Source organism: Parasphingopyxis algicola (genome assembly GCF_013378075.1).
Lineage (GTDB): Bacteria > Pseudomonadota > Alphaproteobacteria > Sphingomonadales > Sphingomonadaceae > Parasphingopyxis > Parasphingopyxis algicola.
Genome location: NZ_CP051131.1, coordinates 1782018 through 1802001 on the forward strand (window position 1 = coordinate 1782018; position 19984 = coordinate 1802001).

The following is a 19984-nucleotide window of genomic DNA, read 5'->3' on the forward strand; positions in this document are numbered from 1 at the left end:
GCTATTTCTTTCCTTGGCTGTGGCCCAGAGCGGCGGCGACCAGCGCCTCCTGCTGTTCCTTGTGGCGCTTGGCGAGACCCGTGGCCGGCGAGGCGCTGGGTTCGCGTCCCGCATAGTCGGGACGATCCGCCCCGACCGCCGCCTCTTCGAGACATTCCTCGATATAGTGGCGGGCGAACATCCATGCACCCTGGTTTTTCGGTTCTTCCTGGGCCCAGACCACAGTTTCGAGATTGGTCATGCGCTTGAGGCGAACGACCAGGGGCTCGCCCGGGAAGGGATAAAGCTGCTCGATCCGGACGATGGACGTATTCTTGTCTTTCGCCGCGTCGCGCGCCTCGATCAGATCGTAAGCGACCTTGCCCGAACACAGGACCAGCCGCTTGATATCCGTGTCAGCCGGGGCGCTGGGATCGGACTTGATCCGCATGAAATGGCTGTCGCCGAGAAAATCCCCGATGTTCGATACGGCCGCCTTGTGCCGCAGCAGCGATTTCGGCGTCATGATGACGAGCGGCTTGCGGAACGGGCGCCGCATCTGCCGGCGCAGCACGTGGAAATAGTTGGCCGGCTCGGTGATATTGGCGACCTGCATGTTATCGCCGGCGCACAGCTGCAGGAAGCGTTCGAGCCGGGCCGAGCTATGCTCGGGACCCTGCCCTTCATAGCCGTGCGGCAACAGCAGCACGAGGCCGTTGGCCCGCAGCCATTTCGCCTCGCCCGATGCAATGAACTGGTCGATCATGATCTGCGCGCCGTTGGCGAAATCGCCGAACTGGGCTTCCCAGAGCACGAGCGTCTGCGGATCGGCGAGCGCATAGCCATATTCGAAGCCGAGCACGCCATATTCGGAGAGCGGGCTGTTGAGCACCTCGAACCGGCCGCCCGGGACTTGCTGGAGAGGCGTGTAACGTTCCGCCGTCTCCTGATCGACCCATTCGGCATGCCGCTGGCTGAATGTGCCGCGCCCCGAATCCTGGCCGGACAGGCGGACATGATAGTCTTCGTGGAGCAGGGTACCGAAGGCGAGCGCCTCGGCGGTCGCCCAGTCGAACCCTTCGCCGTTTTCGAACATTGCGCGCTTCGCATCGAGGATCCGGCCCAAGGTCTTGTGGATGTTCACATCGTCGGGAACGGTCGTCAGGATGTCGCCGATCGAGCGCAGCGTTTCCTCTTTCACACCCGATACGATTCCGCGCCGCGCGGTCTCGGGATCGGCCGGCATGCCCAGCCCTTCCCAGCGCCCGCCAAACCAGTCGGCCTTGTTGGGGAGGTAGCTTTTCCCGGCCTCGAACTCGTCATCGAGCAGCGTGTTGAACTCGTCGACAGCGGCGTCGGCCCAGTCTTCGTCGACCACGCCCTCGGTCACCAGCCGATCCCCGTAGATTCTGGAAACCTTCGGATGCGAGCGGATCGCACGATACATGACCGGCTGGGTGAAGCTCGGCTCGTCGCCCTCATTATGGCCGAAGCGGCGATAGCACCACATGTCGATCACGACATCGCGATGGAAGGTCTGGCGGAATTCGATGGCGAGCTTGCAGGCGAAGGTGACCGCCTCGGGATCGTCGCCGTTCACATGCAGGATCGGCGCCTGCACCATCTTGGCGACGTCCGACGGATAAGGCGAGGACCGCGCGAATTGGGGACTGGTGGTGAAACCGATCTGGTTGTTGATCACGAAATGGATGCAACCGCCCGTATTGTAGCCGCGAATGCCGGAGAAGCCGAAGCATTCCATGACGATACCCTGGCCGGCAAAGGCCGCGTCGCCGTGGAGCAGGACGGGGAGCACTTCCTTATGCTCTTCCAGATCCTCCCGGGCGACCTGCGTAGCCCGGGACTTGCCGAGCACGACCGGGTTGACGGCCTCGAGATGCGACGGATTGGGAACGAGCGACATGTGGACGCTGATCCCGTCGAACTCGCGGTCGGTCGAGGTGCCGAGATGATATTTGACGTCGCCCGACCCGCCGACATCTTCGGGATTGGCCGCGCCGCCCGCAAATTCGTGGAAGATCGCGCGATAGGGCTTGCCCATGACGTTGGCGAGCACGTTGAGCCGCCCGCGATGCGCCATGCCGATAACCATCTCGCGCACGCCGTCGGCGCCGCCATATTTGATGATCGCCTCGAGCGCCGGAACCATGGATTCTCCGCCATCGAGGCCGAACCGCTTGGTGCCGACATATTTCTTGCCGAGAAAACCTTCCCATTGCTCGGCCTCGATCACCTTGCGCAGGATCGCCTGCTTGCCCTCGGGGGTGAACTGGATGGTCGCCTCCTGGCCTTCCATCCGCTCCTGGAGGAAGCGGCGCTCCTCCAGATCGTTGATATGCATATATTCGAGGCCGACGGGTCCGCAATAATTGTCGCGCAGGATCGCGACGATCTGGTTGACCGTCGCACTGTCCATCCCCAGCGCACCGCCGAGATAGACGGGCCTGTCGAGTTCGTCGGCCGTAAAGCCGTGAAATTCGGGCGTCAGATCGGCGGGAAGCTCGCGCTCATGCAGTTTCAGCGGATCGAGATTGGCTGCGAGATGGCCGCGTACGCGATAGGTACGGATCAGCATCATCGCGCGGATCGAATTGCCGGCGGCCCGCTCGATCTCGTCGGAGGAAATCGGCTTGCGCGAGTAAGAGGGTGCAGCGGGCGCGCAGTTCGGATCGGCGATCGTCATCTGCGTCGGATCGAGGCCCGCGGTCAGCGCATCGGTATCGGCAACCGGCCAGTTCGGACGTTGCCAGCTCGGGCCGCTCGCCGTTTCTTCCAGTTCTTCGAAAAAGGCCTGCCAGCTCACGTCGACGGCATCGGGGTTGCCACGATAGCGCCGATACAGGCCTTCCACGAAGGAGGGGCTGACGCCTTCCAGCTCTGAGAAGTCGATGCCCTCATAGCCCATATTTTGTGATCCCTAGCTGTCCCACACCGTCGATCTGGCGTCGGGAACCACCTCTATCAACCCTTGAGCAGTTCCGCGAGCGTCGTGCCGAGTTCGGACGGGCTCGGAGAGACAGTGATGCCGGCGGCTTCCATCGCCGCGATCTTATCATCTGCGCCGCCCTTGCCGCCCGAAACGATCGCCCCGGCATGGCCCATCCGGCGGCCCGGCGGCGCGGTGCGCCCGGCGATGAAGCCAACGACCGGCTTGGAGCGGCCCGCCTTCGCTTCGTCGGCCAGGAACTGCGCGGCCTCTTCCTCGGCGCTGCCGCCGATCTCGCCGATCATCACGATCGATTCGGTTTCGTCGTCGGCGAGGAACATCTCGAGTATGTCGATGAAGTTCGTGCCGTTGACCGGATCGCCGCCAATGCCGACCGCCGTCGACTGGCCGAGCCCCACGGCCGTGGTCTGGTGCACCGCCTCATAGGTCAGCGTGCCCGAGCGGCTGACGACGCCGACCGAGCCCTTCGAGAAGATGCTGCCCGGCATGATGCCGATCTTGCACTCGTCGGGGGTCAACACGCCGGGACAGTTCGGCCCGATCAGCCGCGATTTGGAGCCTTCGAGATGGCCCTTCACCGTTACCATGTCGAGCACCGGAATCCCCTCGGTGATCGCCACGATCAGCGGAATCTCCGCCTCGATCGCCTCGATGATCGAAGCGGCGGCGAATTTCGGCGGCACGTAGACGACGCTCGCATCGGCGCCGGTCGCATCGCGCGCTTCGGCAACCGTATCGAAGACCGGCAAACCGAGATGCTCGGTCCCGCCTTTACCCGGCGTGACGCCCGCGACCATTTTCGTCCCATAGTCCAGACCCTGCTGGGTATGGAAGGTGCCCGTATCGCCGGTCATGCCCTGGGTGATGACCTTCGTATTCTTGTCGACGAGGATGCTCATCGTGCTGGCTGTCCTGTTTTCTGGAGGGGCGCTAGGCGAGCGAGGAATCGAGGCCCTTACAGGCTTCGAGCAGTTCCTTCACCGCATCGACCGACACGTTGAAATTCGCGCGGGCTTCGTCGCCGAGCTCGATCTCGACGATCCGTTCGACGCCGTCTTTGCCGATGATCACCGGCACGCCGACATAGAGGTCATCGACGCCATACTGGCCGGTCAGATGCGCGGCGGCGGGGAGAACCCGCTTCTTGTCCTTGAGATAGCTCTCGGCCATCATGATCGCGCTGGTGGCCGGCGCATAATAGGCGCTGCCATTGCCGAGCAGGCCGACAATCTCGCCGCCGCCCTTGCGCGTGCGATCGACGATCGCGTCGATTTTGTCCTGTGTCGACCAGCCCATCTTGATGAGATCGGGGATCGGGATCCCGGCCACCGTCGAATAGGCCGGAACCGGCACCATCGTATCGCCGTGCCCCCCCAGGACGAACGCGGTGACATCTTCCACCGACACGCCGAACTCGTCGGCGAGGAAATGACGGAAGCGCGCGCTGTCGAGCACGCCCGCCATGCCGCAGACCTTTTCGTGCGGAAGGCCGGAGAATTCGCGCAGCGCCCAGACCATAGCATCGAGCGGGTTGGTGATGCAGATAACGAAAGCGTCGGGCGCATGGGTCTTGATGCCCTCGCCAACGGCCTTCATCACCTTGAGGTTGATTTCAATGAGGTCGTCGCGGCTCATACCGGGTTTGCGCGCGACACCCGCGGTCACGATGCAGACATCGGCACCCGCGATATCGGCATAATCCTGCGTGCCCTTCAGCGCGCTGTCATAGCCCTCGACCGGTCCGGCCTGCGAAAGATCGAGCGCCTTGCCCTGCGGCATGCCCTCGGCAATATCGAACAGAACGACATCGCCCATTTCCTTCATCGCGGCGAGATGGGCGAGCGTGCCGCCGATCATGCCGGCACCGATAAGCGCGATCTTGTTGCGAGCCATGTCTGTCCTCTTCTGTCTGGCAACGGGCAAAGCCCCGAAAACCGGCTGGGCTTAGACGGTGAGGCATGAGTCGGCAACCGCAACAAGAGCGAAGCGGCAAGAAATGGAATTCGCGACGATTATCAGATGCCGGTAATGGCCATTCCTTCCGGCAAATGACGGGCGAGCTGGAACAGCGCGCGTCGTTTGTCGTCCGGGTCCATTCGCTCGAACGCCACCAGAAATTCGTCCATTTGCTGGGCCGGCGAACTCGCTATCGCCCGATCCTGCAACGTCGCCCGGGCCTCGGCAACGCTTCGCGCACCGTCGAGGAGAAGATAGGCTATCTGCTCCTGCATCGACCAGGCCAGTTTCGAAAGATCGTGCAACTGCGTATCGCTCCGCGCCGCCTTCTCTCCGCGCAGCATTTCGGCCACTCTCGCCGCCAGCCGACGATGGAGCGTCAGAGACCGTTCGATATCGGGCCTGGACAGGCCGGTCAGTTCGGCAATCCTGTCGGCGTGGAGGCGGGGCACCCGGTCGTCCGAAAAACCGGAATCGCGATCACCGAGATCTCCGGTATCGAGAAGGTCCCGCATATCGGCGATCCGGGCAGCGCGATCGATGGGCGGGAGATTTTTGCTCCCGAATTGAGCGGCGATTTCTCGCAGACGGTGTTCGGCGCCTTGCGGACCGATGACGATCGCCCTGACTGGCGACAGACCTGCAAAAGCGTGCGCCGCAGCCAGTCTGTGCGCGCCGCTGACCAACCGGAAACCGGCCCGGCCGCCCTCGCGCGCCAGCAAAACGGGATCGCGCTGCCCCTCGCCGAGCATCGTATGCCCGAGCGCCACGGCCCAGCCGGCATCGAGCGGACGCAGTCGACGGCTCAGGTCGATGGCGTCGACGGGAACGAGACGGACTTTACCATCCCCTTTCGCGCCATGCGGCGTTGCCCATCTTTCCACCTCGCCGGTCATGACCGACGGGGTTCCGAATTTTGATGATGCGCAACCCCGTTTCCGGCGTTATCGTCCCGTTTTCGGGATTCATGAGGACCGGGAAACACAGAATGGATGTCCAGATCGAGTTCTTTCGCTATGGCTGTGGCCACCCGGCGATTGCTTCGCCCGCGCAGGACATCGCGCACCGATTCCGGCGGCAATCCGCGCGCGCGTTCGAACGCGAGGACGCTTCCATGAAGCTTTTTCAGTCTGGCCTTGATGTCTATGGGGTGGAGCGGCATGGCTGAGTTTCGGCTCCAAAAAGACCAATATCGGCACGATAAAATCCGAATTCGGGACAGTCAAGCCCCTCTCGACAAACAGTTTGTTGCCGAACGCATAGCCTCTCGCGCCAAGGAACTTGGCCTGAAACAGAGCGAAATCGCGTCGGCGATCAGTATGCCCAAAACGACGATGGGCCGAATATGGAAGGGCGAGAATTTGCCGGATTCGGCTGCGCTTTTCCCGCTTTCGGACATATTGCAGGTGTCGCCGCGCTGGCTTCTCTACGGCGGCAATGCGCGCAGCTTCGTCGATGCACCGGATATCGACTGGGTCACCCTGCCGGTTCACGATCTCGCCCGGATCACCGGCAGCGACAGGGGCGCGGCCATCGATGCGATGCCGATCCGCCGCGGCTGGATCGACCGAAAACTTCGCGACACCGACGATCTCTGGCTGGCCGAAATGCCCAACGATCTGCTCGGCGACATCGCGGGCGAAGGCGATATCCTCGTCTGCAAGGATATCGAACCGCGCGAGTCCGAACTGATCGACGGCAGCGTCTATATCGTAATGCTCAACGAACAGCCGATCATTCGCCGGATCACCTTCGAAGCGCATGCGATATTGCTGTCAACATCGAGCGGACGCTTGCCGCCGATCCGTGTCCCCCGCGCCGAGCCGCCGGCGCTCGACGGATCGATCCGGCCGGTCGCGCGCGTCCTCGGGGCGTTGACGCTCACGGCGCTGTAACCCCGGCGACATCGATCCGCTCGGGTCGCCCGCTCACGCTTATTCGGCGCCCGCGAAATCCCGCAACAGCGCTTCCCAGATGTCGATACTGCCGTGAAAGGCATCGGCCAGAATCCGCTCGTCGAGGCCATGCGCGCCGACCGGTTCGCCGGGAATCGTCCAGATCCCGCCGATGCCGTAGGTCGGGATGCCCGCGCCGCGCGTGAATATCGCGTCGGTCGCGCCGGCGGACATGAAGGGGATGATCGGCGCGTCGGGGAAACGGACCGCCACCGCCTGGCGATAGGCGGCAAACAGTTCTTCGTCGATCGGCGACGGATCGGACCAAGCACCGCTCCCGTCCATCATCGTCACCTCGACATGCTGGCCCGCGATCCGCTGCAATATCTCCTGGACGTCTTCGGTCGGGGTGCCGGGGAAGATGCGGCAGTTGACGGTCGCCTCGGCGCTTTGCGGCAGGGCGTTGGGCGCGTGGCCGCCGCTGATCTGCGTGGCGACGCAGCGCGTGCGCGTCTGTCCCGGCTCGAGCGCTTCGATCAGGTCGGCCTTTTCGTCATTGTCGGGATCGTCGAGCCAAGCGCGCACCAGCTGGCCGTAATAGCCGCCGTCATTTTCGGCGAGCGCTTCGTAGGACGCCCGCGTCGCATCGTTGAGCTGGTGCGGAAAGCGGTGCCGTTCCACCGCGCCAAGCGCATTGGCGAGCTGGTATATCGCATTGTCGGCGCGCGGCCGCGAACTGTGGCCGCCCCGGTTGGTCACGCGAAAGCGGAAATCGGCATAGGTTTTCTCGGCGAGCTGGACGAAAAAGCCCTCGACCCGGCCATCGCGAAAGACGCTTCCGCCGCCCCCGTCGCTGTTGAGTGCGATCTCCGCATCGATCAGCTCGCGCCACTCGCTGGCGGCCAGCCGCGCGCCCTCCTGCAAGGTCTCCTCGTCGCCCGTGAACAATATGATGAGGTCGCGATCCGCCGCGAAATCCGAAGCCTCCAGTCTTTGCAGCGCCAGCACCAGTCCCGTCAGCCCGGCCTTGTTGTCGACGACGCCGCGCCCGAGATAATAGCCCTCCTCCTCGCGAAACTCGAATGGCGGGTTCTGCCAGTCGTCCGGATCGGCATCGACCACGTCCATATGCGCCATGAGCAGGATCGCACCCTCGCCCGACGGGCGGTCCGCGTTTCGGCGGGCGATCAGCGTCTCGGTGTCCCCATGCGGCTGCACATGGAATTCGTCGAATCCGGCGGCCGTCAGTTCGGGCCGCAGCAGCGCGATCAGCCTCGGCATCTCACCGCGCCCGGCAACGGTCGGAATTTCGACGATCCGCTCCAGAAGCGCGCGTTCAGCGTCGCGGTCCTGCGCCGCGGCGGGCATGGCCAGAGCAGAGGAGGCGGCAAATATCGCCGGCAGAACGAAACGGCGTGTGGCTGCCAGGCCCATGATGCGGACTCCCTGATCGCAAAAGGAGAACCGCGACTACCAGCATTGGCGCCAAGGTGGGAGTCCGGCGACTGACCGGGGATCGCCCCGCACTCAATCCTCGATGCGAGTATAGGATATGCGCGCGAACTCGGTCCAATCGCCGTCGGCCGCGCGGTAACTGTCGACGACCTCGAGCCGGTCCGCATCGATCCTGTGATATTCCGAACGGCCATTCTCGCCCCATCGCGCCATCCAGGCCTCGCCATCGAGCACAGCCGACAGGACATGAACCGCGCCGCTGCTGTCGAACCAATGGCCCGTCCAGGCCTCGTCGCCGTCCATCCGGTAAAATCCCCGCCCCGCAAAACGCGTCGTCGAGCCCTCCGGCGCGAATGCGGTAAAATGATAATCGAGTTCGAGGAACCGTCCGCCGAGCGCCGGCGCAACATCGAGCGTGGCGCGGCTGGCATTCCCCGATACGGTGCCGGCGCCCCGCCATTCGCCGGCAAACCAATGGGCGAAATCATCCTCGGCCTGCTGGGCAAAAACCGGGCCGGTCGCGATCACCAACGCACAGGCGAACGCCGCACTTTTGAACTGCCGCATCTTGTCCTCCTTCTGCCGGTCAGGCGGTTTCGGCGATATCCTGGTAGAACATCAGCGCATTGCCGTCCGGATCGTAAAAGGTCAGCAGCTTCACCATGTCGGGAATGGTCTGGATCGGACCGTCCTGCCGGACATTCTTCGCGTCGAGATCGGCCTTGGCGGCCTCGATATTCTGCGTCCCGAAAGTCGGCGTCACGCCCCCGCCCTGCTTGACCTCCTCCACCTGCGACAATCCGAGATTGACCTTCTCGACGGATGTCGAAAGCTCGGCCCAGGCGATATCGTCCACCCGATAAAGCAGCGAAAAACCAAGCACTTCCTCATACCAGTCGATCGCCTTGCCGAGATCGCTGACGCCCATGCTGCACGTCAATCCGCCGTCAAACGCTATGGCCATGTGATTCCTCCCGAGTCCCGATTTGATAGTCTTGTTTTTATACTATATATATAATGTGTCAAATATCGATGGAAGCACGCATGCTGGCGATTGAGGAAGTCCGGACCCTGGGAGAGCGCCGCTGGGCGTTGCCGTTGCTTGCCGCACTGGCGGCCGAAGGCGGCGGGGCGCGCTTCGTCGTCCTGCTCAACCGGCTCGGCTGCGCGCGATCGGCGCTCGCCAGCGCGTTGGACCATCTCACCGCGGCGGGCTGGATCGAACGCAATACCGGCCATGGCCACCCGCTGCGTCCCGAATATCTGCTGACCGCCAAGGGCGCGGCCGTCGCCGAACGCGCCCGGCAGATCGAAACGGTCTCGACGACGCTCGGGCTCGGCCCGCAGTCATTCCAACGCTGGACACTTCCCTTGGCCTACGAACTGCGGGGATCGGCGCGCCGCTTCACCCAGTTGAAGACGGAACTCGCACCGGCAACGCCGCGCGCGCTGTCGCTGACGTTGAAACAGATGATGGGACAGGACCTGGTCTCGCGCGCGATCGTCGAGGATTTTCCGCCCGCGCCGATCTACGGTCTCACCGCGCGCGGGCAGGAGCTGGCGCAGGCGATCTAGCCGCCATTTGCTTCGACGCCATGTCCGGCGGAGAGATATTCGTCCGACTGCATCTCGATCAGGCGTGAGGCGGTCCGCTCGAACTCGAACGCGCCGTCGCCGGCCTGGTACAGTCCGGCGGGCTCCGCATCGGCCGCAGCGAGCAGTTTCACCTTATATTCGTACAGCGCATCGATCAGGACCTTGAAGCGCGTCGCCTCGTTGCGCTTTTCCGGCCCCATCCTGGGAATGCCGACGATGATAACGGTGTGATATTTGCGCGCGATGGCGAGATAATCGGCCGCGCCCCGCGCGTCGCCGCACAACCGTTTGAACGAGAATACCGCTACACCTTTCAGCGATTTGGGAACGTGCAGCGAACGGCCGCCTGCAACCGCGATGTCCTCGCTCGGGACGTGCTCGGCATCGTCCGGCGAATAGTCGGTGAGGCGGAAAAAGGCCTCGCGCAATTTGGCGGTCGCCTCCTCACCATTGGGCACATACCAGGTCGGCATCCCGCCCAGCCGCTCGAGGCGGTAATCGGTCGGCCCGTTGAGCGGGACGATTGCGAGCCGCTCCTCGATCAGATCGATAAAGGGCAGGAACAGCTCGCGGTTCTGACCGTGCTTGTAGAGATCGGCAGGCGGGCGGTTCGACGTCGTCACGACCGTGACGCCCTTGGCCAGCAGCGCGGTGAACAGCCGCGACAGGATAGCGGCATCGGCGGTATTGTTGACCACCATCTCGTCGAGCGCGAGCAATCGAGCCTCGTCCCGGATTGCGTCGGCGACCGGGAGGACGGGATCGCCCTTCTCCTTCGCCCGTTCGGCCCGCAACCGGTCGTGAATATCGAGCATGAACTCGTGAAAATGGATTCGGCGTTTCGACGGCGTGTCGAGACAGGCGAAGAACAGGTCCATCAACATGGATTTGCCGCGCCCGACCCCGCCCCAAAGATAGACCCCGCGCACCGCCTCCGGCTTCTTGCCGAGCGCTCGCCAGATCACACTGCCGCGGCGCGGCGCGGCCTCGAGTTGCTCGCTGAGCCGGACAAGTCTGTCGACCGCACGCTTCTGGTCGCTATCGGGCCGAAGCTCCCCGGCTTCGACCAGCGCCTCGTAGCGCGCGGCGAGCGCCGTCATCGGGGCGGGCTGGCCTTGCGGATCGTTCCCGAAAAGGCCGCGACCTTGACCGCATCCTGCACGACCAGCCCGCGCAGGAAGACGAGGCGTCCTGTCTCGCGCAAAATCTCGACCTCGGCGTCGAGCGGCTTGTCGATCGCGCCCGGCGCCATGAACTGACAGGTCAGGTCGAGAGTCACCGATCGGCCCGCATGTTCGATCCCGAGCATGCGCGACCCGGCGAACATCGAAATGTCGATAAAACTCATGACGACACCGCCATGGACGACATCCGACAGGTTGCTATGGATCGGTTGCGGCCACATCCGGCATCGCGCAAGATTCTCGGTTTCCCGGCGCACGCGGAACTTGCCCAGCAGCGCGTTGAATCGCTCCGGATCCCTGATTTCCCAAATCATCCAGTCCGGGTCGTCGGGATCGGGCTCGTGGCGAAATTGGGAATCGGACAAGGAGGTGGCCCCGCTCAAACCGAGCGTTCGAGCATCATCTTCTTGGTTTCGGCGATCGCGCGCGCCGGCGAGAGCCCCTTGGGGCAGACATTGGCGCAGTTCATGATCGTATGGCAGCGATAGAGGCGGAACGGGTCCTCGAGCTGATCGAGCCGCTCGCCGGTATGCTCGTCCCGGCTGTCCGCCAGCCAGCGATAGGCCTGGAGCAGGATCGCGGGGCCGAGAAACTTGTCGCTGTTCCACCAATAGCTGGGGCAGCTCGTCGAGCAGCAGGCGCACAGGATGCATTCGTACAGGCCGTCGAGCTTGGCGCGGTCCTCGGGCGATTGCAGCCGCTCCTTGCCGGACGGCTCGGGCGTCTCGGTCTTCAGCCAGGGCTGGATCGAGGCGTATTGCGCGTAGAAATGCGTGAAATCGGGCACGAGATCCTTGATCACGTCCATATGCGGCAGCGGCGTGATCGTGATTTCCTTCTTGGCGCAATCCTCGATCGCCGTCGTGCAGGCGAGGCCGTTCGAACCGTCGATATTCATCGAGCAGGACCCGCAAATGCCTTCGCGGCACGAGCGGCGGAAGGTCAGCGAACTGTCCTGTTCGCCCTTCATCTTGATAAGCGCGTCGAGCACCATCGGGCCGCACTCATCGAGATCGATCTCGAAACGGTCATAGCGCGGATTCTCGCCGCTATCCGGGTCGTAGCGATAGACTTTGAAGGTCTTGGTCCGGTCGCCGTCCGATGTGTGGACCTTGCCGTTCTTGCGGACCTTGCTGTTCTTCGGAAGCGTGAATTCGGCCATGGCTCTTCGATTTCCTTCCCGTTTGGCAGCGAGATAGCGCGTCATGCCGCACTGCGGAAGGGGTAGCGCACCTCATTTTTGCGAGAGGGCCGCAGAATCCGTCCGGCTTCAGGCTTGCGGCGCTCCCGATTTGCCCCAATCGATGTTACGCGTCGCGTACATGATCGCCGCCAGGGCGACGAACAGCAGCAGCGAACCGATCAGCAGCGAGAAGGTCTCGAGGCTGAGCAGGATGAACATCACCGCATAGAGCCCGGCCAGCAATCCGCCGATATAGGCCGCGCGCCGCCAGCTTTTGAGCACGGCGGCCGAATAGCTGGTATTGAGCCCGACGATGGCGGCCGCGGCGACGATAAAGGCCCAGCCGAAACCGATCAGTTCGGCAAAGGCCAGCAGCAGCACGAAGAAGAGGACGAGTGCGGCGCCGACCAGCAGATATTCGACCGTCGACACCCGCACGCCCGCGATGACATCGAACATCAGATAGGCGAGAAAGGTGAAGCCGATGATCAGGAACCCGTATTTCACCGAACGATCGACCTGCGAATAAAGGTCGACCGGCAGGATCAGGCTGACCCGGGTTTCATATTCGCCGGGCGGCACGTCGTACGCGAAGCGCCCCATACTCATATGCATGTTGGGATCCGGCTGGCCCGCCGCGTCGCCGGTCGCCACCAGGGAGCGGCCGAGCGCCAGGTTCGTTATCCGATAGGTCGCGCTGAAGCCGTCATCCGTCACTTCGGATTCGTCCGGCAGGAAGCCGCCCTGGAAGGATGGGTGCGGCCAGCTCGACCACACCGTCCATTCGGTTTCGCCGGCCAGCGGCTGCAGCGACAGGCGCTGATTGCCCCGGAAGGCCAGCGCAAAAGAGGCGGGAATGCTCGCATCGGCGAGCGCCGAGGCGTCGACGAACGCCGAAAAGCCGGGACCGTTGCCGCCGCCCGATCGCAGATCGACATCATCACCGTTGAAGCGGATATCGGCCTCCTGGATACCGCGCATGTCCGACAGGCCGAACCGCAACTCCGCCCGGTCCAACGCCAGCGACGCGCGCTCCACGCCCAGCCGCGCAAGATCGCCGGGCAACGTGAAACGCACCTGCCCCGATGCGGTGGCGCGATAGACGACCGCCTCGTAGATCGACCGCGCCCGGCGTTCGGGCGCAAGCTCCGTCTCCAGCTCGAAAGTTTCGGGCGCCAGCGCCAGTTCCCGCCAGACCATGCGGGTTCGCGTTACCGCCCGGCCGTTTTCCTGCGTGGTTTCGCTGGTTTCAGCGCGATAGGGAATGACCAGTTGCGGCCCGGACAGGACCTGCGGCCCGCCCCAGCCCTCGGCGATCGATGCCAGCGCCGTCTGCGATTGCTGTTCGCGATCGTAGACGAGCAGCCAGATGGCGAAGAGCGGGATCGAAAGCAGAAATGCCACCAGCAAGACCAAGGCCAGCTTGAATCCGGGCGACCGGTCCGTCGAAGTCTCGCTCATCACACCCTCCACTCAACTCGCCGATGAAATACAACGCTTCGTCGCCAGCTTTGGGAGGGGGTGCGTGAACCGCGGCTTAATGGCTCAGTGGCCGATAAGCCCATTGCGCCGGAGGCTGTCCGCCAGGATCGTTTCGATCAGTTCGGCCTGGGTCAGGCCCGCAAGTTTGGCCGCCCGTCCGAACACTTTTTCGGACCAGAGATTGCAGTTGAGATTGACCTCGAGGAACTGCACCTCGCCGCTTTCGCGATCCAGCCGGAACTCGAACCGGCCATAGTCGAAGGGCCGGAATTCCCGGAACAGCTTGGTCGTCAGTTCGACGATCTTCGGCACCCATTCGGCATCGTCGAACGGATCGAGCGAATATTTGTGCGCACGGCCCACAAGGTCGCGCTTCTCGTAATAGGTACGCAGATGGGTCGGGTCCGCCTGCTGGAAGACCAGCATCGGCAGCACGACCGGATCGCCGGTCGTGATGACGGGTACCTCGACATCGCTACCGTTCAAAAACGGTTCGACGATCGCGTCATGGCCCTGATTGTGGATATCGGCGACCGCGTGCGCGACACCGTCCCAGTCGGTCGCGTCCTGCACACCCCAGGACGCCGACGACGCGTTGGGTTTGACCACCAGCCGGTCGCCCTCGGGACAATCGGCCTCGTCGACCGGTGCACCGCGGCGGTAGACCGCCCAGGGCGAGGTCGGCACGCCCGCGCGCACCGCGACCAGCTTCGACAGATGCTTGTCGTCGGAAAGGCCGCGGATGATCGGGCTCGCGCCGAGATAGGGGATGCGGTGCATGTTGCAGAGCAATGGCCCCAGCATCTCGGAATTGACGAAGCCGGCGCGATTGAGCAGTGGAAAGACGAAATCGACGTCCGGGCGCGTCAGCAAGGCATCGAAACTGTTGGCGAGCGTGAGATTGAGACCGATCTCCTCGAGGATCGTGCGCGTCTCGTGATGGTAAAGCGCGTGGTTGCCGTCTTCGGGATGCAGCCCCCCATCCCATAGCGCATGTTTCGCGATGAACATGATGCGCAGCCGCTCCTTGGCCTCTTGGGGGATGAGGAGCGGTTCGATGGTAGCGGACATGCGATGCGACCCTTTTTCGACTTTGTTAGCCGAGGCCCTTACGCCGCGCCAACCCATTCGACCAGCGCCGCCCGATAGAAAACCGGATCGCGATCGCGGCGTCAGAGCACGATGAAGCCGTTACGCGCAAGGCTGTCGGCGAGGATTGTCTCGAGCAGCTGGGCATGGCTGAACCCGGCCGCCTCGGCCGCCTTGGCCATGACCTTTTCCGACCAGAGATTGCAGTTGAGATTGATCTCGATGAAGTTGATGTCGCCGCTTGTGCGATCGAGGCGGAATTCGATCCGGCCATAGTCGAAGGGGCGGAATGCCTTGGCCACCCGCATCGCCATCTCGGCGACGGCCGGCCCGAATTCCGGATCGTCGAATCGCTGGAGGCTGCTCTTTTCGTTGTTGGAGATCAGATCGCGCTTCTCGTAATAAGTCCAGAGGCGGCTCGGATCCTCGCGCTCGTAAATCAGCATCGGGAGCATCATGGGCTCGTCAATGCTGATGAAGGCGACCTGCACGTCATAGCCGTCGAGATAGGGCTCGACGATGGCATCGTGCCCCTGATTGTGAATATCGGCGACTGCATGTTCGACACCGGCCCAGTCGAACGCGTCGCCTATCCCCCATGATGCAGAGGACGCGTTGGGCTTGATAACCCAGCGTTCGGCGGGCGGGCACTCGGCTTCGTCGACCGGTGCACCGCGCCGATAGCAAACCCAGGGCGCGGTCGGCACACCGATCTGCGCGCAGACCGTCTTCGACTGGGCTTTGTCGTCGCCGAGCCCTCTGACAAATGGTCCGGCACCGACATAGGGGATACGATGCATGTTGCACAGCAGCGGGATTAACATCTCCGAATTGACGAAACCGCCGCGATTGAGCAGCGGAAAGACGAAATCCGCGTCCGGACGCTCGAACAGCGCATCAAAGCTGTTGGCGAGACGCAGATTGAGGTTGAGCTCTTCGAGCGCCCTGCGCACTTCGTGATGATAGATTGCGTGATTGCCGTCTTCGGGATGCATACCACCGCCCCAAAGCGCATGCTTGGCGATGAACAGGATACGAAGCCGTTCCCTGGCTACGTCCGGAATTTCAAGCGGCTGAACGGATTTTGCCACATCCCCCTCCCGATGAGTGCACCCGTTATGCGCCTTTGTAACGCCGATAACCGCGTCTCGCCAAATCACGCGGTGGGCAAGGCCCGGCCCTTGGGCTAGACGGGGCCGCCATGCGGTTGAACGATTGCCACAACAGCGAGGATTTCCGCCGACTGGCGAAACGGCGCCTCCCCGGCCCGGTCTTCCATTATATCGACGGCGGCGCCGATGACGAAGCAACACTTCGCCGCAACACGGCGTCCTTCGAGGATTGCGATCTGGTACCCAGCGTCCTGGCCGGCGTACGGGATATCGACATGACGACGACCGTCATGGGCCGCACCATATCGATGCCGCTCTTCCTCTCGCCGACTGCGCTCCAGCGCCTGTTCCACTGGCAGGGCGAACGCGCGGTGGCCCGGGCCGCCGAGAAATTCGGCACCTATTTCGGCATTTCCTCTCTCGCCACAGTCGGGATCGCGGAAATCGGCGCGGACTATGACTGCCCCAAAATGTTTCAGCTCTACATCCACAAGGACAAGGGGCTGAACCGGGCGATGGTCGAGCAATGCAAGGCGGCGAAGTTCGACGCGCTGACTCTGACGGTCGACACGATCGTCGGCGGTAACCGCGAACGCTGCTTGCGCACCGGTTTCACCTCCCCGCCCCGCATCACGCCGCGCTCCTTTCTGAGCTATGCCGCCAAACCGGCCTGGGGGCTCAATTACCTCCTTCGCGAAAAATTCGAGCTTCCGAATCTCAAGGACCATATCGGCGAGGGCAGCAATATCGCGCTCTCGATCGGCGACTATTTCTCGACGATGCTCGATCAGTCGCTCGACTGGAAGATGGCCGAGGAAATCCGGGCCGATTGGGGCGGCGAATTCTGCCTCAAGGGGATCATGTCGGTCGACGACGCCAAGCGCGCCGCCGATATCGGCGCGACCGCGATCATGGTGTCCAACCATGGCGGGCGGCAGCTCGACGGCGGCCGCGCGCCCTTCGACCAGCTCGCCGAAATCGTCGACGCGGTCGGCGACCGGATCGACGTGATATGCGACGGCGGGATCCGGCGCGGCAGCCATGTGCTGAAGGCGCTCAGCGTCGGCGCCAAGGCCTGTTCGGGCGGGCGGCTCTACCTGTATGCGCTGGCCGCGGCCGGACAGGCCGGGGTGGAACGGGCGCTGGCCAATCTGCGCGCGGAGATCGAACGCGACATGAAACTGATGGGCGTGACATCGGTCGCCCAGCTCAACCGGGACAATCTGCGCCGGCGCTGACGCCTATCGGCTCGCCGGCCGCGTGTCGCCCGTCGCCGGGCGGCCGACGGGCCGCGTCGCGACCTGCGGCATCCGCCCTTCCAGCGCGTCGAGCCAGCGACCGGCCTGCATGCCGATCCGGATCTGCGGTTCGGACGGCGTCATGCCGATCTCGGCTTCCCATTGCGCGACTTTCGTCTCGGCCTGCTCGAAAGCTTCGCCGAGCGGCTGGGGGCGCCGCAGCGCCCGGTTGATGAAGGCGTCGCCGAAATAGGTCCAGTCATTGGTTGCCGCGCAACCGAAGGACGTGCGGTCGGCGGCGGCGGCAGTGATCACGACGCTGGTCGGCGAAGACAGTGCCGGGACGAATGTGCCGGCAAAACAGGCGTTCACGATCAGCAGCCGGTTGGCGATCCGCAACTCGCCCAACAATGTCGACAGGCGCAGCGCCGACATGGTCCCGTAACCCTGATCGCCATAATAATAGACGATGCCGGCCGGGAGGCCGTGGCTCGTCGCGTAGAGGATCAGAACATCCTCCGCCGGGTCCATGACCTCGGCGATCCTGGCAAGCGCGATCGACAGCGAGGTGAAGGATCCACGCGGCAGGCTGTCATCGCCATTGCCGTCGGGCGCGGCGAGAACGATCGTCCGGCCTTCGGCGTCATAGCGCCGGGCAAGAACATGTGCCGCCTCGCGCGCCTCGCGTCCGAACACCGGATCGCTGTCGAGCGCGATGGAGAGGACATAGGCGTCGACGGTGCCGGGGCGGTGCGCGGCGATATCATCCAGCGCACGGGACAGGCGCAGATGATCGTCGAGCGCGGCCCGCGCGCCGATATCATATTCGATCTCGGTCCCCGCATTGGCTCCGAGCACCGCCTCGTGCGGCTGGACCCGCGACAGAAAGGAGGGCAGCGGACGGGTATGGCTGACGACGCCGTCCGATTGTGCCGCCACCGGCAACGCCGCAATGGCGAAAACCAGCGCCAACAGCGGGACGGCGCACTCCGTAAATCGACGAGTTCGCGACTTTGGCAGTGGCGTTCTCCGGCAGAAACAAGCGGGAAGAGTGTTGCCCTGTTCCCGGGGAGTCAAGCCGGCCGCTATGAGCGGGGTTCGGCCGCCAGCCGCGAAATCAGGATCGCCGCGCGCCGTGCCTGGCGCGGGATGCTGTCGAGATGGATCGTCTCGCCCGGGGCATGGGCGCGCTCGCCGGACGGGCCCATGCCTGCCAGGGCGTCCGCGTACGGCGCGACGAAGGAGATGTCGGCCGCGCCGCGTCGCAGCGGATCGAGGACCGGCTGCTCGTCGAGGCCCAGATCGCGATTGACGGCATTGAGCCGGTCGAGCAGCGCCCGGTTGCCGTCGGTGGGCGCCATGGGCGGATAGCCCTCGTCGAAGGAGATGCTGGCCGATGTGCCGGGCGCATGATCGGCAACGATGGCCTCCATCCGCTCGCGCACCCGGTCCGTCTGTTCCTGCGTCAAGGTACGAAAGTCGCCGCGCGCCATCGCGACCGGAGGGATGATGTTGGTTTTGCCCGTGGCTTCCACGCTGAGCAGGTCTTCGGCGAAGCTCGCGGTCGTCCCGGCGGCCATCAGCCCGACATTGAAGGTAAGGCTCGGCTCGGGAAGTTCGGTGCGGAACCGATGGATGATGCGGGCCAGCTCGAAAGCGGCCCCATCGCCCGCCCCTTCGCTGAAAATGCCCGAACTGTGCCCCTCGTTGCCGCTCGTCTGCACCGTCCAGGCGTTGGAAGACCGGCGCGCGATCACGCCCATATCGCGCCCATCCTGGATCGACAGACTTTCGAAACCGAGTGCGACATCCGCCCATTGCCCGGCGGCGACCAGATCGCGGCGCGATATTTCGACCGGTTCGCCAAAATCTTCCTCGTCGCCGGTCAGCGCGACCGTGATATTGGCGTCCTCCAGCGTCCCGGCGGCATGCATCGCCCGGAGCGCCGCCAGGATGATGATGATCCCACCCTTGTCGTCGTAGACGCCCGGCCCTGTCGCCCGATCGCCGTTGCGGACGAAGGTCTGGAACTCGGAATCGACCTCGAACACCGTATCGGTATGGGCGATCAGCAGGATACGCGTGCCGTTCGGATCGCCTTGATGCCGGGCGAGAAGATGGCCGCCGCGCTCGACTTCGTCCTGCGCGATATAGTCGACGGCAAAGCCCAGCGCCTCGAATTCGGGCCGCAGCATGTCCATGACGGCCCGATTGCCGGCAATGTTGCGCGTTCCGCTGTTCTGGTTCGTCAGACGTTCAAGCAGCGATATCGACCGCTCATATTCCGCATCGACGGTTTCCGTCATCTGCTGTTCGGCCGGGGAGAGTTGGGCGTTAGCCGGAACCGACACCATCGACAGACATGCCGCCGTCACAGCCGAAAACGCGAAACTTTTCATGATCTTCTCCGTCGGAAACATGCGGCCAGCGCTCAGAGCAGAACCGCCAGCAAAATGGCGAACGCGGCAAATTGCACGATCGCGATCAAGATGATCGTACCGCGCAAACGGTTGACTCGGGCTTCGCTCTGCGCATCGAGCGCGGCGATCGCCTCGGCCAGTTCCTGTTTCGTCGGCAGGCTTTCCATCGCTTCGCGGAGCAGGTCCGCATCGGATGGCTGTCCCTCCTCTGGCGGAAGTATCTCGGTGCCGCCCTCTCCCTTGCGCTTGGCGAGGCGGTCGGCCAGCAGGCTTCCCGCCTTGGTTGCGGCTTCGATACCCGCGCGCCGGACCTGCGGATGGGCCAGCGCGGAAATGATCCAGGCCGGCCAAGCCATTAGGTTCCGGCTCCACGACCAAGGCGCCCGCGGCGGGATTTGACCGATTTGGCCCAGGCCTGCGTCGGCAG

The 19984-nt window shown here is 63.8% G+C and carries 20 protein-coding genes; 3 read left to right on the top strand and 17 right to left on the bottom strand.

The window, feature by feature from the left end:
• Position 1: 1 nt before the first annotated feature.
• The 5 genes from HFP57_RS08805 to HFP57_RS18275 all read right to left on the bottom strand — a co-directional run bounded on the left by HFP57_RS08805 (position 2) and on the right by HFP57_RS18275 (position 6065).
• Entirely contained in the window at positions 2-2905 is a 2904-nt protein-coding gene (locus HFP57_RS08805; RefSeq protein WP_176869426.1) for a 2-oxoglutarate dehydrogenase E1 component, read from the bottom strand.
• 56 nt (positions 2906-2961) lie between these two features.
• Positions 2962-3846 carry a succinate--CoA ligase subunit alpha gene (gene sucD, locus HFP57_RS08810; RefSeq protein ID WP_176869427.1) on the bottom strand — a complete coding sequence of 295 codons (885 nt, stop codon included), beginning with the start codon at positions 3844-3846 and terminating at the stop codon, positions 2962-2964.
• 31 nt (positions 3847-3877) lie between these two features.
• Entirely contained in the window at positions 3878-4840 is a 963-nt protein-coding gene (mdh, locus tag HFP57_RS08815) for a malate dehydrogenase (RefSeq protein ID WP_176869428.1), read from the bottom strand.
• Positions 4841-4962: 122 nt separating this feature from the next.
• Positions 4963-5799: a ParB/RepB/Spo0J family partition protein gene (locus HFP57_RS08820; protein WP_176869429.1), complete on the bottom strand. Its 837-nt coding sequence runs from the start codon at positions 5797-5799 to the stop codon at positions 4963-4965.
• Positions 5796-6065 (bottom strand): helix-turn-helix domain-containing protein, encoded by a 270-nt coding sequence (locus tag HFP57_RS18275; protein ID WP_176869430.1) that lies wholly within the window; start codon positions 6063-6065, stop codon positions 5796-5798. The genes HFP57_RS08820 and HFP57_RS18275 overlap by 4 nt, the downstream gene beginning before the upstream one ends.
• A gap of 157 nt (positions 6066-6222) precedes the next feature.
• On the opposite strand from HFP57_RS18275, the gene HFP57_RS08830 reads away from it, so the two are divergent.
• Positions 6223-6798, top strand: a complete 576-nt coding sequence (locus tag HFP57_RS08830; RefSeq protein ID WP_176869431.1) for a S24 family peptidase — start codon at positions 6223-6225, stop codon at positions 6796-6798.
• 39 nt (positions 6799-6837) lie between these two features.
• On the opposite strand, the gene HFP57_RS08835 is transcribed toward HFP57_RS08830, so the two are convergent.
• The 3 genes from HFP57_RS08835 to HFP57_RS08845 form a co-directional block, all read right to left on the bottom strand.
• A complete protein-coding gene (locus HFP57_RS08835; RefSeq protein ID WP_176869432.1) occupies positions 6838-8232 on the bottom strand; it encodes a M20/M25/M40 family metallo-hydrolase in 1395 nt (464 codons plus the stop codon).
• 93 nt (positions 8233-8325) lie between these two features.
• Positions 8326-8820: a hypothetical protein gene (locus HFP57_RS08840; protein ID WP_176869433.1), complete on the bottom strand. Its 495-nt coding sequence runs from the start codon at positions 8818-8820 to the stop codon at positions 8326-8328.
• A 19-nt stretch (positions 8821-8839) separates the two neighbouring features.
• Positions 8840-9217 (bottom strand): VOC family protein, encoded by a 378-nt coding sequence (locus tag HFP57_RS08845; RefSeq protein WP_176869434.1) that lies wholly within the window; start codon positions 9215-9217, stop codon positions 8840-8842.
• 80 nt (positions 9218-9297) lie between these two features.
• Here HFP57_RS08845 and HFP57_RS08850 point away from each other — a divergent pair, with 80 nt between their 5' ends.
• Entirely contained in the window at positions 9298-9828 is a 531-nt protein-coding gene (locus HFP57_RS08850; RefSeq protein ID WP_176869435.1) for a winged helix-turn-helix transcriptional regulator, read from the top strand.
• Here HFP57_RS08850 and zapE read toward each other — a convergent pair.
• From zapE to HFP57_RS08880, 6 genes are all read right to left on the bottom strand, one after another.
• Positions 9825-10949, bottom strand: a complete 1125-nt coding sequence (gene zapE, locus HFP57_RS08855) for a cell division protein ZapE (protein WP_176869436.1) — start codon at positions 10947-10949, stop codon at positions 9825-9827. The two genes, HFP57_RS08850 and zapE, sit on opposite strands and share 4 nt — an antisense overlap.
• Positions 10946-11398 (bottom strand): PaaI family thioesterase, encoded by a 453-nt coding sequence (locus HFP57_RS08860; RefSeq protein WP_246263552.1) that lies wholly within the window; start codon positions 11396-11398, stop codon positions 10946-10948. The genes zapE and HFP57_RS08860 overlap by 4 nt, the downstream gene beginning before the upstream one ends.
• Before the next feature lie 14 nt (positions 11399-11412).
• Positions 11413-12195 carry a succinate dehydrogenase iron-sulfur subunit gene (locus HFP57_RS08865; RefSeq protein ID WP_176869437.1) on the bottom strand — a complete coding sequence of 261 codons (783 nt, stop codon included), beginning with the start codon at positions 12193-12195 and terminating at the stop codon, positions 11413-11415.
• A 108-nt stretch (positions 12196-12303) separates the two neighbouring features.
• Positions 12304-13677 (bottom strand): cell envelope integrity protein CreD, encoded by a 1374-nt coding sequence (gene creD / locus HFP57_RS08870; protein WP_176869438.1) that lies wholly within the window; start codon positions 13675-13677, stop codon positions 12304-12306.
• Between the two features lie 84 nt (positions 13678-13761).
• Positions 13762-14769 (bottom strand): D-alanine--D-alanine ligase family protein, encoded by a 1008-nt coding sequence (locus HFP57_RS08875; protein WP_176869439.1) that lies wholly within the window; start codon positions 14767-14769, stop codon positions 13762-13764.
• 101 nt (positions 14770-14870) lie between these two features.
• On the bottom strand, positions 14871-15878 hold the full coding sequence (locus HFP57_RS08880) for a D-alanine--D-alanine ligase family protein (protein ID WP_246263554.1): 1008 nt from the start codon (positions 15876-15878) through the stop codon (positions 14871-14873).
• 110 nt (positions 15879-15988) lie between these two features.
• On the opposite strand from HFP57_RS08880, the gene HFP57_RS08885 reads away from it, so the two are divergent.
• A complete protein-coding gene (locus HFP57_RS08885) occupies positions 15989-17137 on the top strand; it encodes an alpha-hydroxy acid oxidase (protein ID WP_176869440.1) in 1149 nt (382 codons plus the stop codon).
• Positions 17138-17140: 3 nt separating this feature from the next.
• On the opposite strand, the gene HFP57_RS08890 is transcribed toward HFP57_RS08885, so the two are convergent.
• The 3 genes from HFP57_RS08890 to HFP57_RS08900 form a co-directional block, all read right to left on the bottom strand.
• Positions 17141-18109, bottom strand: a complete 969-nt coding sequence (locus HFP57_RS08890; protein WP_246263556.1) for a C13 family peptidase — start codon at positions 18107-18109, stop codon at positions 17141-17143.
• 113 nt (positions 18110-18222) lie between these two features.
• The gene (locus HFP57_RS08895; protein WP_176869441.1) at positions 18223-19536 is read right to left on the bottom strand and encodes a M20/M25/M40 family metallo-hydrolase; all 1314 of its coding nucleotides are present in this window, start codon (positions 19534-19536) and stop codon (positions 18223-18225) included.
• A gap of 32 nt (positions 19537-19568) precedes the next feature.
• Positions 19569-19913, bottom strand: coding sequence for a hypothetical protein (locus HFP57_RS08900; protein ID WP_176869442.1), 345 nt, complete (start codon positions 19911-19913; stop codon positions 19569-19571).
• Between the last annotated feature and the right edge of the window lie 71 nt (positions 19914-19984).

Excerpts from the sequence above, each read along its gene's own strand:
- HFP57_RS08805 (WP_176869426.1), bottom strand. The coding sequence starts at position 2,905 with ATGGGCTATGAGGGCATCGACTTCTCAGAGCTGGAAGGCGTCAGCCCC.
- sucD (WP_176869427.1), bottom strand. The coding sequence starts at position 3,846 with ATGAGCATCCTCGTCGACAAGAATACGAAGGTCATCACCCAGGGCATG.
- mdh (WP_176869428.1), bottom strand. The coding sequence starts at position 4,840 with ATGGCTCGCAACAAGATCGCGCTTATCGGTGCCGGCATGATCGGCGGC.
- HFP57_RS08820 (WP_176869429.1), bottom strand. The coding sequence starts at position 5,799 with ATGACCGGCGAGGTGGAAAGATGGGCAACGCCGCATGGCGCGAAAGGG.
- HFP57_RS18275 (WP_176869430.1), bottom strand. The coding sequence starts at position 6,065 with ATGCCGCTCCACCCCATAGACATCAAGGCCAGACTGAAAAAGCTTCAT.
- HFP57_RS08830 (WP_176869431.1), top strand. The coding sequence starts at position 6,223 with ATGCCCAAAACGACGATGGGCCGAATATGGAAGGGCGAGAATTTGCCG.
- HFP57_RS08835 (WP_176869432.1), bottom strand. The coding sequence starts at position 8,232 with ATGGGCCTGGCAGCCACACGCCGTTTCGTTCTGCCGGCGATATTTGCC.
- HFP57_RS08840 (WP_176869433.1), bottom strand. The coding sequence starts at position 8,820 with ATGCGGCAGTTCAAAAGTGCGGCGTTCGCCTGTGCGTTGGTGATCGCG.
- HFP57_RS08845 (WP_176869434.1), bottom strand. The coding sequence starts at position 9,217 with ATGGCCATAGCGTTTGACGGCGGATTGACGTGCAGCATGGGCGTCAGC.
- HFP57_RS08850 (WP_176869435.1), top strand. The coding sequence starts at position 9,298 with ATGCTGGCGATTGAGGAAGTCCGGACCCTGGGAGAGCGCCGCTGGGCG.
- zapE (WP_176869436.1), bottom strand. The coding sequence starts at position 10,949 with ATGACGGCGCTCGCCGCGCGCTACGAGGCGCTGGTCGAAGCCGGGGAG.
- HFP57_RS08865 (WP_176869437.1), bottom strand. The coding sequence starts at position 12,195 with ATGGCCGAATTCACGCTTCCGAAGAACAGCAAGGTCCGCAAGAACGGC.
- creD (WP_176869438.1), bottom strand. The coding sequence starts at position 13,677 with ATGAGCGAGACTTCGACGGACCGGTCGCCCGGATTCAAGCTGGCCTTG.
- HFP57_RS08875 (WP_176869439.1), bottom strand. The coding sequence starts at position 14,769 with ATGTCCGCTACCATCGAACCGCTCCTCATCCCCCAAGAGGCCAAGGAG.
- HFP57_RS08885 (WP_176869440.1), top strand. The coding sequence starts at position 15,989 with ATGCGGTTGAACGATTGCCACAACAGCGAGGATTTCCGCCGACTGGCG.
- HFP57_RS08895 (WP_176869441.1), bottom strand. The coding sequence starts at position 19,536 with ATGAAAAGTTTCGCGTTTTCGGCTGTGACGGCGGCATGTCTGTCGATG.
- HFP57_RS08900 (WP_176869442.1), bottom strand. The coding sequence starts at position 19,913 with ATGGCTTGGCCGGCCTGGATCATTTCCGCGCTGGCCCATCCGCAGGTC.